Below are 11,937 nucleotides of genomic sequence, written 5' to 3' on the forward strand. Positions count from 1 at the left end.
ACGAATTGTTCATATTTTACAGTATAAAATAATGGAGAATCAGATAAATAGATTGCTCGCAGATGTTTGTGAGCAAGGGTTGAGAAGGGGAGTTTTTCCTGGTGTTGCAGCAGCAGTCAGTGTGTACAGAGAGGGTGAATACTGCCGTGGAATATACAGTGGAGGAATAACCCGGACAGGGGGTAACTTTTCCAAGGTCAATGGCATCACATACTTTGACCTGGCTTCTCTTACAAAACCTTTGTGCACCACTTTGTGTGCTCTTGCATTATTGCAATGCGGACTTTTGGATTGGAACGAACCGTGTCTTTTACAGCTTAAAATCGATCTGCCATCTGAAAAGAGAGTAATTACCTGCCGACACATTTTACATCATTCTTCAGGCTTAGCAGCATACCATCCGTATTTTTCTCAGTTTGTCCCCCAAGCTTCCCCCGATAACAAGATCATCATTCAAAATTTAATATTAAAAGAACCCTTACTTTATGAACCTGATACACAATGTCTTTATAGTGACTTTGGATTTATCTTACTTGGTCAGATTATTGAACAGATAACGAATTTGACGTTAGATAGCTTCTATCAAAAAATTATTCTCAGTCCTTTTAAACTGGAAAAAAAAATAATCTTCCTGCCTGTACAGAGTAGTGGGAAAAGCGTTCAAACAGCAGCAACAGAACTGTGTCCATGGCGTCATAAGGTTGTGCACGGTGAAGTTCATGATGAACACTGTTGGTTCATGGGTGGAGTCTGTGGTCACTCCGGGTTATTTGGAAGAATCAAGGCAGTGCAGAGTTTGTGTGAACAGTTGCTTGATTGCTGGCAAGCACGCGCAACCCACCCGGCTTTTTCTACAGATTTACTCCGTTATGCTTTGGAGTGGAAAGATAAAAAGAGTAGCTGGCGGCTTGGATTTGACAGTCCAACACCCGGACTGTCAAGCAGTGGTCAGTACTTATCGCCAGACAGTGTTGGTCATTTGGGGTTTACAGGCACTTCTTTCTGGATAGATCCGGAACAGGAAATGCTTATTGTTTTACTGACAAACCGGGTACATCCTTCACGAAAAAATAGTAAGATACGGGAATATCGCCCGTTTTTTCATGATTATCTCATTGAGGGGCTGCGAAGAAGGCTTTAAATTTTTAATATAAAAAAATAAAAAAAGACCCTGTCATTTTTACCATGACAGGGTCGATAAAAAAATTAATTACTGAGAACTAAGCTCACCACCAACACACGGTTTTGTCGTTCGCAAAAATTTTCTGCACCAAAGTGTCGTAGTTTGGCTCACCTAGATACAGACGAAACTCGTCAGCCTCACGATCACGATTGAGAATTTCAACCAGTTTTTTAACATCCTCTGTGGGCTCGGATCTATATACTTGCAGTATTTTCATGCTATTCACCACCACTTTAGAACTTTCTCGGGTTATTCACCACAGGCCGCCGGCGGCTCATGGGATTGTTTAGGAAGACCATAGGGAATGATAAAGTCTGCTTCCCGCATTTTTTCTCCGAGTTCTTCCAAGGTGATATTGGCAATCTCGGTTCCTTCCGGCAAATCGGTGGGAGCATCAGCCCCACAACTGAACACTTGCCCTTCCATGTCAGCTATCCACGCGATGTTTTCCGACATATAATCGGAAAACCGCGGAAATTCGCCATTCATGATAACCGGATACGCATAGTGATTTTCAACCGCAAGTCCTAAACCTGAACGTATACCGTCATTGTAAACACGGTTGGCTATCAGTATATATACTTTTAATGATTCCATCTCCGCTTCTCCTTACATGACAATATACTTGGCGCATTCATCTAGAATGGCACCATGAAAAGCCTGGGTTCGCATCTGTTTGTCGGTCAGACCACGGGGAATGTCTTCCACATTGTCAAACCCTTCACAGATATAACTGTCGGCGCAGATAGCTACGTCTTCAACAGCACAGTACTGGGTCAATTCATAAAAGAGAGGGTTTTTGGTGAGGTGGATCGATTTAAAAGTAAAGAAGACCATTACTTTTTTTCCTGCACGCACAGCAGCCTTGGTAATACCAAGGATATGACGCATATGCTGAGGAGACGTTACAAAAATTCCAAGTTTATTTGGATCAGCAGCCATGGATTTTTTCCTCCCGCAAAAGGATAGTATTTAGGAAGCTATCATCCTTTTTTAATAAAAAAACTCATGAAGCCGGCCTCTTCCTTCTCTCCCATGTACTCGTGACCAGCGCGCTGACACCAGCCCGGGATATCATTGCGTGAGCCGGGATCAGTCCCCTGGACCTGCAAGATTTCTCCGGATTTAATTTTACCAATTTCCTTTTTTGTCCGCAGAAGAGGCATGGGGCAGCTCAATCCTTTTGCATCTAAAACCAAAGCGACATCCAAACCTTCAGGTGCTACTTTTACGTCACTCATGTGCGTTCTCCTTAAGAAATATAATTGTTCAAAGAAGCTTTATACCCAAAAAACGACGTATCAGTTTATAGATATATGCCAAGATTGTCAAGACAGAAACAAAAGTTAACAGTTTCCTTCCTGGAAAATCAGGATAGGCAGCACTTTCCATATCGTCCTTGTTTTCGAATAGTTGCTTTTATTGACAAACGAAGAGCGCAAAGGTATTTTCTGGAAGTTGTGGAGCATAATAGGCCTGTTTTGAGCTGATCGAGCTGGTTACAGTTATTTTTTCAGGGAAAAAGGAGGTTATGGAGAGACATGGAAGATTTGAAGGTTTTTTGGGAGAAAGTTAGGCACCTTTACAAAGTGCTTTGCCAGGAGGAATGGAACCCGGTTTTGACCGGTATAATCGTAGCACTTTTAAGTATCTTCATCATGGCCTGGTGGCGTCCCTGGGGCATTGTTGGAGCTATTCGAAACTGGGGAGATTGGATGCTCTGGCATGCTGGCATCTTCAATGGAGACCTTGCCGAACTGGTCGGTTTTGTTGATGAAGATGGTGACATGGTTCTCACGAAATCACTTCTTTTCAACACCGGCTCAGTTATTGGTTTAGGTTTTGTCGGTGGATCATTTATATCAGCCTGTCTGGGTGGCCAGTTCGCTTTTCGATTTCCTCCTATCCGTGAGTACGTTAAAGCCATTATCGCCGGTATCCTGATGGGTGTTGGTGCAGCTTTGGCCGGTGGTTGTAATGTCGGCGGCATGTACAATGCCATCGGTAACCTCGCGGCGAATGGTTTTGCCATGTGGGTAGGTCTGGTTCCTGGTGTTTTGTTCGGACTATGGCTGCTGTACAAGGAGATGGAACATGTTTCCTGGGGTAGTGGTGGTTCATGGACCCTGGAGGTTCCGGTAGCGCTGCAGTGGATTTTAGGAGTGGCAGCTGTCGTAGGGGTCATTTGGAGTGCGGTATACTACTCTAATTTTGATGGTGATGAGTATGTTGACTATATCACCTCTCTTTCCGGTATCTTGCTGATTGCAGTGGGCTTAGGCTATACAATGCAGAGAGGTCGCTGGTGTATGATTCAGGGTTTTCGCGAACCACACATGACCGGCGACTGCACCATGGCCAAATCCGTTGCCCTGTCGATCGTCATTGTCGCTGTTGGAGCGGCGATCCTCAAGTTCGAGGTTGCTAATCGCTTAGGTGGTGAACCTGTGCTTGATCCGATGAACTACGTTCGTGGAACCTTTGGCTGGGGTGGCGTGGTCGGTGGATTTGTCTTTGGTCTTGGCGCCATGTTGGCTGGTGGATGTGGGTCCGGGACACTGTGGCGTGTTGGTGAAGGTCAGATAAAACTGTTGGTGACCGTGCCTTTCTTTTCGCTTTCCAACTCACTGATGGTGGCCTGGTTTTCAGCGTATAATTTCGAAGAAGAGGGCTACCTGGGTAAATACATTTACCTGCCGGATGTGTTTGGTTATGGATTCACACTGGCCCTGATTCTGGGTTTTTGTACGTTGTGGTACCTGGTTGTCACTTGGAACGAAGATACCAACAAGCTGTTGTTACCAATGTAAACTTTGCTTGTTCAACACATCTCAAGGTGGCTCCCTCTTTTAGGATGCCACCTTTTTTTGTCTGCTCATGGATTGTAAAAAACCGATTGCCTGTACTGTCGAGCAAGAACGAAGTCGACTTCGACAGCTGATCATGCGTGAACGCGACAGTTTGTCCCCGGAGGAACGCGAACAACGCAGTAAACAAATAGCCGAACGGTTACTGACAGATCCATTGGTAAAGCGCCATCAAACATTTTTTATATACTGTTCGTATCGAAGTGAGGTTGCCACAAACGACCTGATCAAGGGGTTTCTTCAGGCAGAGAAGATTGTTGCCGTACCCCTTTGTCTGCCGGAACAGGCCGGCATGCAGGCTGTGACCATCACGGATGCAACCCGTGACCTCTGCTGCGGGTATCGGAGTATTCCAGAACCCATACCCTCTATTGCAAGAAAACAAACACTTACTCCTTCACAGATTGATGTGGCAATTATCCCAGGTGTTGTTTTTGATAGATCCGGTCACCGCCTGGGATACGGTGGCGGGTATTACGATCGGTTCCTGGGTGGTCTGGCACCGCAGGCTGTACGAATAGGTTTGGCTTTTTCCTGTCAGCTGGTGCACCTGCTTCCCGCGCTCCCCCATGATATTCCCATGGATGTCGTGATTACAGAGGAGGAATTGCTTCGTTGGCCGAGGTTGGAAAAGGTGTTGAACAGCAGTGTACAGTAGCGGCACCATAAGCAGCAACTCGACGGTATGGATAGTCGGATAATGCCAAAGGTAATAAATAATTAATCATCATTTGCCAGAAGTGTTTGCAGATATTGTTCTTTCTGCCCATTGACTGTATAAAATACCGGCTGTGTCTGCAGATAAACCAACAAACTCAATCCGCATTGCTTGCCAACTCGTCTACCCATGAAGATAACCAAAGAAGAAGTGCTCCACGTTGCTCAACTTGCCCGTCTTGATCTAGATATCGAAGAGGCTGAACGCATGACTGATCAGCTCGGCAGTATTCTCACCTATGTTGCCAAGCTGGATGAATTAGATACGACTCAGGTGGCTGTGGCCACGCACACCAACGGACAGAATAACGTTTTTCGGGAGGATGAAGTGCACGCTTCGTTACCAAGAGACCAGGCTCTGGCCAACAGCGCTGTCCAGAACGGTGAAGCCTTTGTCGTTCCCCGGATAATAGGTTAATTTTCAAATTTCTTCTGCTTAAGAATGAACGCATGAGTATCATCACAATCACCCTTGCCGAGGCCTTAAATCGACTCCGGAACCAAGAGGTAACTTCCGTTGCCTTGACCGAAGCTGTTCTTGACCGGATAACTGCTGTTGACCCCCTCATCCAGGCCTACCTGACCCTTGATCGAGAAGGGGCACTACGTCAGGCGGAACAGGCCGATGTTGCGAGAAAAAAAGGTGCGGCCGGTCCGCTCTGCGGTATACCTCTGGCAGTAAAAGATAACTTCTGCACCAGATCTTTGCCGACGACCTGTGGTTCAAAGATGCTTGAAAACTTTGTTGCTCCGTACGATGCGACGGTGGTGACAAAACTCAGACAGGCTGGCGCTGTTCTGCTTGGGAAGTTGACCATGGATGAGTTTGCCATGGGTTCGACCAATGAGAACTCTGCCTTCACGATACCGCATAATCCCTGGAATCGTGACTTCATCACCGGTGGATCCAGCGGTGGTTCAGCTGCAGCTGTGGCAGCAGACGAGTGTTTTGCCGCACTTGGTTCCGATACCGGTGGCTCGATTCGCCAACCCGCCTCACTCTGTGGTGTTGTCGGCATGAAGCCGACCTACGGTCGAGTCTCTCGATACGGACTGGTCGCCTTTGCCTCTTCCCTTGACCAGGTTGGACCACTGACCAAGGATGTCCGCGACTGCGCAATACTCATGGACGTTATCAGCGGACACGATCCATTGGATTCGACTTCGCAGAACCGATCGGTTCCTGACTATACGGAAGCCCTGCAAGAAGGGTTGCACGGTGTAACCATCGGTATTCCACAGGAATATTTTAAATCCGGGTTACTTAATCCTGATGTGGAAAAGGTCGTTCAAGAGGGTATTGCACAGCTTAAGGAGGCCGGAGCCGAGCTGGTTGAGGTCAGCCTGCCGCATACCGACTACTGCGTAGCAGCCTTTTATCTCATCGCCCCGGCTGAGGCCAGCTCCAACCTGGCACGCTTTGATGGAGTGCGGTACGGTTACCGTGACTGTGACGCGACATCCTTGCTGGAGATGTACAGCCGCAGCCGCTCCGGGGGGTTTGGTGACGAGGTTAAACGCCGTATTCTCATCGGTACCCATGCTCTTTCAGCCGGTTATTACGATGCCTACTACAGGAAAGCTTCACAGGTACGTACCCTGATCAGGGAAGATTTCATGAAAGCCTTTACTCGCTGTGATCTGCTGGTCTCTCCGGTCAGTCCGACTCCGGCCTGGAAGTTGGGTGAAAAGATCAACGATCCGTTGGCTTTGTATCTTTCCGATATTTTGACTATTTCGGCAAACCTTTCCGGAATTCCGGCGATGTCGGTTCCCTGCGGATTCAGCCGCGACGGATTGCCGATCGGCTTGCAGCTCCAGGCTTCGCACTTTAATGAACCTGTTTTGTTTAAAGCGGCCTTCAATCTTGAACAACGTGCCGGCGTTACAGGAAAAAAACCGGTCATCGTCTGATATGCAACTTCCTATTCAACAGCATATTGCTGCTATTGTCCCTTATCCACCAGGTAAACCCATAGATGAGCTGGAGCGTGAATACGGGGTGACGAACGCCATCAAGTTGGCATCCAATGAGAACCCGTGGGGTCCTTCTCCCGCGGCTGTGGCTGCTATTACCGCCATGCTTTCCAATCTGCATCGCTATCCGGATGGGTCCAGTTATTCACTCACCGCGGCAGTGGCCCGGTGGATTGGTGCCAATCCCGAAGAAATCGTCCTTGGCAATGGATCCAATGAGGTTATCGAGTTTTTGGTCAAGGCCTTTGTCAACAACGATGATATGGTCCTGACCAGTCATCCTTCCTTTTTGATGTATCAGAAGTTTGTCCAGGTTCGCGGCGGTGTCAATGTGATTATTCCGCTTAAGAAGATGCGCCACGACCTGGAGGCGATCACAGCGGCGGTGACGGATCGAACCCGGTTGATATTTATAGACAATCCCAATAATCCGACCGGGACGTTGATTGGCCGGGAAGAGTTTCATTCTTTTCTCACCGGTCTGCCCGAGTCGGTGATTGTGGTGGTGGATGAGGCCTACGTTGACTTTGCTGAACATGAGCAACGGATCGATATCCTCGAATATATCCGTCGATCCGAAGCCCTGCCGGCCGTGGTTTCACTTCGTACCTTTTCCAAGGCCTTTGGTCTTGCCGGGTTACGGGTTGGGTTCGGCGTGATGCATTCACGGGTTGCTGATCAACTCCACCGGGTGCGTCAACCCTTCAATGTCAACCTCTTGGCCCAGACCGGAGCGCTTGCCGCCCTGGAAGACCTTGATCATTATCAACACACACTGCGGTCAACCACTGAAGGCCGAAGGTGGTTGAGTAAAGCAGTGACAGAGCTCGGCTGTCAGGCGTACCCGTCTCATGCCAATTTTTTCCTCATCGATGTTCGTGGTGATGCAACTCGTCTTTACGAGGCGATGTTGTACAAAGGCGTGATTGTCCGTTCGATGAAGGCCTATGGGTATCCGGATTTTATCCGGATCACCGTAGGTACTGCTGATGAGAACAAGCGGTTTGTTACCGCGCTTCGTGACTGCCTGCAGGACTTGGGTTATGTCCGGACGTAAACCGATTGTTACCATCGATGGTCCTTCCGGCGGGGGTAAATCAACGGTATCCCGGCTGCTGGCAGCCAAGCTGCAATTTACCTATCTCGACACTGGGGCAATGTACCGGGCAGTGGCCTACCAGTGCCGTGAACAGGGTATCGATCCTGACGATAACGCCAGGGTGACAAACTTGTTGAGTATGTTGCGTATCACACTCTTACCACCCGATCCTGGTGAGGATGATGTGCGCGTACTGATAAACGATCGGGAGGTGGGAACGTCTCTTCGAACTCCCGAGATGGGAATGTTGGCGTCAAGGGTCTCGGCCATGCCATTGGTCCGAGCCAGTTTAACCGGAATGCAGCAGGAAATGGGGGCAGCCGGGTATATTGTTGCCGAAGGGCGCGATACCGGCACCGTGGTTTTTCCGCAGGCTGCCTGGAAGTTTTTTCTGGATGCGAGCCCTGAGGTGCGAGCCCACAGGCGTGCTGCTCAACTGCGAAGCAAGGGGATGGAGGTGGATGAACAGGCGTTGCTTCAACAGATTGTTCAACGCGATAAAGAGGACAGTGAGCGTTCCATAGCCCCGCTTATGGCTGCAGCTGATGCCCATATTATAGATTCAACTGGTCTGGACGTTGCGGAGGTGGTCAACCTGATGCTCCGGATAATTCAGGAAAACCCCTGCAGCACCCATTAAAAAAACTCAGTGTTTCCAGAGTGGAAACACTGAATTAAAATCGAAAAAACGTCCACTTTCTACAGGACGGATTCAACTTTTTCACCGGCCATCATGGCCTGCATTGCCCTGCCGACCGTGCGTCCAAGCTCCACACACTGCCCAAGTTGACCATGTTCAGGTACATATGGCACTTTGAGTCCCTTGTGACAGAGGACGATGTCCAGCTCTTTGATAATAGCATTCATCATGCCAACCGCCTCACCAGACCATCCATAAGAGCCAAATGTGGCGGCAACCTTTTTGGCAGGCCGCAGACCGCGCATATACATGAGAAAGTCGACCATTCTCGGCAGCATACCGTTGTTGAGAGTGGATGAACCAAGAACCAGAGCGCTGGCCTCGAGCACATCTGTCATGACATCGCTGCGGTGGTTGACCTGCAGATCAAACAACTTGTATTCAACACCCTGCTCATGCAGCCCTTCGGCCACTGCCCTGGCCATCATTTTAGTGGAGTCCCACATGGTATCGTAGATCACCAGGGCCTTGCCGTTCCCCTGGTGAGTACACCAGCGGGAGTATGCCTCAATGATTGCAGCAGGGTTGCTTCTCCAGACAACACCATGATCCGGAGCCAGCATCTTTATCGGGAGTTGCATCTCCTGCACCTGGGCCAGCAGCTTCTGGACAAAAGGTGAGTAGAGGGTGAGGATATTTGCGTAGTATTTGGTCGCCTCACGCATGAGGATATCTTGACTCACCTCATCGTCAAAGCGCTCGCTGCTTGCAAAGTGGGCACCAAAGGCGTCACTGCTGAACAGAATCTGATCTTCTTTCAGATAGGTGAACATTGAATCCGGCCAGTGTAACATCCGAGTTTCGAGGAAACTGAGTGTCCGTTGCCCAAGACGTATTTCCTCACCGGAAGTGACCACATGATACGGCCAGTCCGGACGATGGAAGTGTTGTAACAGCGCCTTGTGCCCCATCTTTGAGCAGATGACTTTTTCCGGGTTGATGGCTTCCATTATTTCCGGGAGCGCTCCGGAGTGGTCCATTTCAACGTGGTTCACCACAAGATAATCAATTTTTTTCGGATCAATGATGTTCCGAATCCGGTGAAGCAGCTCGCCTGTATACGGCCCCTTAACCGTATCGATCAGGGTGACCTTGTCATCGATAATAAGGAAGGCATTGTACGTGGTGCCGTTGATGGAGTACCCGTGGAAATCCCGGGTGATCCAATCAACTGCACCTACCCAGTAGATATTGTTCGCCAGTTTAATTTTTCTCATGAGCAAATTCCTCTGAACAGGTGAATTAAAAGGTCAGAATGGTGTACCCCTGATCAATGAATGCAGACATCGCCGGATGACCGGACATTTCACCGATTAACGGTATATTTTCTTTTGTTATGGCGTCGGTCACGTTGAGTTTGGCGGAGCAGGCCCGACAGGCCCCGATGAACAGATTCTGCTCCCGTGCCTTACGGTACAGAGGGTGAAGGAAATGGCTGCTGTCGGCCATAATGGGTACCAGGGTAACGGCTTCTCCTTCGAGGACAATTTTACCTTCCATCCCCTTGGCAGCCATATCAAGACTGTTCAATAGCACGTGGATAAAACAGAGCGGGTTATCGCGGAATGCGAAAAAGACATGCTTCTTCATGAAGTATCTCCGAGAAGTTGGGTGTCGATCAGGAGTGATCTGATTAACTACAACAGGTGGTGCGGTGTCTGAGGTTGGTCAATAAAGGAAAATGACGGCATCTCTTGGGCGAGATGCCGTCATCAACAGATGTATAAACACGTACACAATGACAGTGTCGGTCAGCTCCGATAGTTACGCCTCTTCGAACTCATCTTTACCAACACCGCAAACAGGGCAGGTCCAGTCTTCGGGGACATCTTCAAAGGCGGTTCCTGCGGCCACACCGTTGTCGGGGTCGCCTTGAGCCGGATCGTATACATAACCACAAACAGTACAGACGTATTTTTTCATGTTGTATCCTTTTGTTGAATTACAGTTCAAGCTTTCCACAAGCCATGCAGGTTACAGTATTCTCGTACGGTTATCTGATCTGCCTGAACACAAAATGTGGCTTCCGGTGCGTCTCCCGGGTTGAGATCCTGGCGGTACACCTTACCATCGGCAATCAGCTCAATAAATTCAATCCAGTGCTTTTCTTCCATGGGGTGAGGGGTTGATCCCACTACAACTTTATATCCATCAGCGACTTTCGTGACAACCGGTACGTGTTTTTCTTTGGATGCATCAACGGTGTTTTCAGTCATCAGGGCCATCGGCTGGCCGCAGCAGACCAGTTCACCGGCACCGATGTGAAGAACCTCAGTTATGTTTCCACAGAGGGCGCATTTGTAGACTTCGTTCTTCTTGGTCATGGCATGTTCTCCTTGTCAGATGATAATCTTTGGTTTCTGATGAGTAATAGTGCAACAACACTGCTTATCAACGCCAACACGTCTGCAGTGCAACATAAAACATCTTTGTTTGCAGGGAAAGGGACAATTGTCCACCTGCACCTTCATTCTCGTGGTATCAGCACTCCCCGACAGGGCTCGTTGGAGCCGGCAAACATGGTGAACTCTGTGCTGAACAGGGTGGAAAGACGGGAGTGGAGATTTTTTCGACCACTTGACAAAGGTGCAGCATTTACGCAAGTGCACCTTCACCCTGTTGGGTGATTTCGTATTTGCAGCGGACAGGACTGGCCACATACCCTTTGTTTTTGAGGGCGGTTATCTGACAACTGACCTGTTTGGTTTCAAGTCCCGTAGCAGCAGCCAGTTCCTTGCTGCCGCAAGGCTCAGACGTTTTTGCAAGTGCTTCAAGGACAAGCCGTTGCTTTTCGTTGAGCGGGGTGGTTTTACATGTGGTATCGGCCATATCTTGTTCTCCCTTACGGTTGGTTTGATGTTTCTGAGAGCATTGCGGACAAATTCCGTAGAATTCAATCCTGCATCCGGTAACGTGATACCCCTGTAGCTGTGTCGGCTCAATCAAAGGAAGGGTGCGGGGTACAGTGTCAATATTATCAATCCGATGACATTTGACACAGTACACATGATCGTGATCGGTTGTATCCCAGTCAAACCGATTGTGCCGGCCGCTGACCTCCAGTTTTTTAATGATACCAACATTGGCCAGGGTTTCGAGGTTCCGGTATACAGTTGCCAGACTGATCCGGGGCAGTTTTTTTTTGATGCGTTTATACAACTCCTCTGCTGTCGGGTGATCTTTACACCTGGCCAGTTCCTGGAGAATGGTTTCGCGCTGATGTGTTCTACGTGGAAATTGTCGCATAGTAATATCTGTGAAAATATCACCCACATGTAATTGATAATCATTTTCATGTCAAGGCGAAAAGGTCAAAACTTTACCATTCTAAATCTATATCTCTACTTTTAATTGAGGTTGTTATATGTAGTAGTTACGATTTGCTCTGACTGTT

General features: G+C 48.6%; 16 protein-coding genes. 7 read left to right on the top strand and 9 right to left on the bottom strand.

Annotated features, from left to right (window positions below; translation table 11 throughout):
• The first annotated feature begins 31 nt into the window (after positions 1 to 31).
• A complete protein-coding gene (locus tag HP555_RS04040; protein WP_199263911.1) occupies positions 32 to 1,141 on the top strand; it encodes a serine hydrolase domain-containing protein in 1,110 nt (369 codons plus the stop codon).
• Positions 1,142 to 1,226: 85 nt separating this feature from the next.
• On the opposite strand, the gene HP555_RS04045 is transcribed toward HP555_RS04040, so the two are convergent.
• From HP555_RS04045 to HP555_RS04060, 4 genes are read right to left on the bottom strand one after another with little or no spacing between them, the layout of a single operon-like run.
• On the bottom strand, positions 1,227 to 1,400 hold the full coding sequence (locus HP555_RS04045; RefSeq protein ID WP_199263912.1) for a hypothetical protein: 174 nt from the start codon (positions 1,398 to 1,400) through the stop codon (positions 1,227 to 1,229).
• A gap of 32 nt (positions 1,401 to 1,432) precedes the next feature.
• Entirely contained in the window at positions 1,433 to 1,780 is a 348-nt protein-coding gene (locus tag HP555_RS04050) for a hypothetical protein (protein WP_199263913.1), read from the bottom strand.
• Positions 1,781 to 1,792: 12 nt separating this feature from the next.
• Positions 1,793 to 2,125, bottom strand: coding sequence for a hypothetical protein (locus HP555_RS04055; RefSeq protein WP_199263914.1), 333 nt, complete (start codon positions 2,123 to 2,125; stop codon positions 1,793 to 1,795).
• Between the two features lie 41 nt (positions 2,126 to 2,166).
• Positions 2,167 to 2,424, bottom strand: coding sequence for a sulfurtransferase TusA family protein (locus tag HP555_RS04060; RefSeq protein WP_199263915.1), 258 nt, complete (start codon positions 2,422 to 2,424; stop codon positions 2,167 to 2,169).
• Between the two features lie 300 nt (positions 2,425 to 2,724).
• Here HP555_RS04060 and HP555_RS04065 point away from each other — a divergent pair, with 300 nt between their 5' ends.
• The 6 genes from HP555_RS04065 (at position 2,725) to cmk (ending at position 8,483) form a co-directional block, all read left to right on the top strand.
• Positions 2,725 to 3,993: a YeeE/YedE thiosulfate transporter family protein gene (locus HP555_RS04065; protein WP_199263916.1), complete on the top strand. Its 1,269-nt coding sequence runs from the start codon at positions 2,725 to 2,727 to the stop codon at positions 3,991 to 3,993.
• Between the two features lie 67 nt (positions 3,994 to 4,060).
• A complete protein-coding gene (locus HP555_RS04070; protein WP_269846855.1) occupies positions 4,061 to 4,708 on the top strand; it encodes a 5-formyltetrahydrofolate cyclo-ligase in 648 nt (215 codons plus the stop codon).
• A 189-nt stretch (positions 4,709 to 4,897) separates the two neighbouring features.
• Entirely contained in the window at positions 4,898 to 5,185 is a 288-nt protein-coding gene (gene gatC / locus HP555_RS04075) for an Asp-tRNA(Asn)/Glu-tRNA(Gln) amidotransferase subunit GatC (RefSeq protein ID WP_199263918.1), read from the top strand.
• 32 nt (positions 5,186 to 5,217) lie between these two features.
• Positions 5,218 to 6,681, top strand: coding sequence for an Asp-tRNA(Asn)/Glu-tRNA(Gln) amidotransferase subunit GatA (gene gatA / locus HP555_RS04080; RefSeq protein ID WP_199263919.1), 1,464 nt, complete (start codon positions 5,218 to 5,220; stop codon positions 6,679 to 6,681).
• A gap of 1 nt (position 6,682) precedes the next feature.
• Positions 6,683 to 7,801, top strand: coding sequence for a histidinol-phosphate transaminase (hisC, locus tag HP555_RS04085; protein WP_199263920.1), 1,119 nt, complete (start codon positions 6,683 to 6,685; stop codon positions 7,799 to 7,801).
• A complete protein-coding gene (gene cmk, locus HP555_RS04090) occupies positions 7,788 to 8,483 on the top strand; it encodes a (d)CMP kinase (RefSeq protein ID WP_199263921.1) in 696 nt (231 codons plus the stop codon). Before hisC ends, cmk begins: the two co-directional genes overlap by 14 nt.
• Positions 8,484 to 8,542: 59 nt before the next feature.
• Here the strand turns inward: cmk and HP555_RS04095 are convergent, their stop codons facing one another.
• The 5 genes from HP555_RS04095 to HP555_RS04115 form a co-directional block, all read right to left on the bottom strand.
• Positions 8,543 to 9,760 (bottom strand): FprA family A-type flavoprotein, encoded by a 1,218-nt coding sequence (locus HP555_RS04095; protein ID WP_199263922.1) that lies wholly within the window; start codon positions 9,758 to 9,760, stop codon positions 8,543 to 8,545.
• Positions 9,761 to 9,785: 25 nt separating this feature from the next.
• The gene (locus HP555_RS04100; protein ID WP_199263923.1) at positions 9,786 to 10,133 is read right to left on the bottom strand and encodes a DsrE family protein; all 348 of its coding nucleotides are present in this window, start codon (positions 10,131 to 10,133) and stop codon (positions 9,786 to 9,788) included.
• A gap of 174 nt (positions 10,134 to 10,307) precedes the next feature.
• Complete coding sequence (rd, locus tag HP555_RS04105; protein ID WP_199263924.1) at positions 10,308 to 10,466, bottom strand: rubredoxin; 159 nt, start codon at positions 10,464 to 10,466, stop codon at positions 10,308 to 10,310.
• Positions 10,467 to 10,492: 26 nt separating this feature from the next.
• The gene (locus tag HP555_RS04110) at positions 10,493 to 10,867 is read right to left on the bottom strand and encodes a desulfoferrodoxin (protein ID WP_199263925.1); all 375 of its coding nucleotides are present in this window, start codon (positions 10,865 to 10,867) and stop codon (positions 10,493 to 10,495) included.
• 271 nt (positions 10,868 to 11,138) lie between these two features.
• Positions 11,139 to 11,789 carry a Fur family transcriptional regulator gene (locus HP555_RS04115; RefSeq protein ID WP_199263926.1) on the bottom strand — a complete coding sequence of 217 codons (651 nt, stop codon included), beginning with the start codon at positions 11,787 to 11,789 and terminating at the stop codon, positions 11,139 to 11,141.
• Positions 11,790 to 11,937 lie beyond the last annotated feature (148 nt).

Source organism: Desulfobulbus oligotrophicus (genome assembly GCF_016446285.1).
Classification (GTDB): domain Bacteria; phylum Desulfobacterota; class Desulfobulbia; order Desulfobulbales; family Desulfobulbaceae; genus Desulfobulbus; species Desulfobulbus oligotrophicus.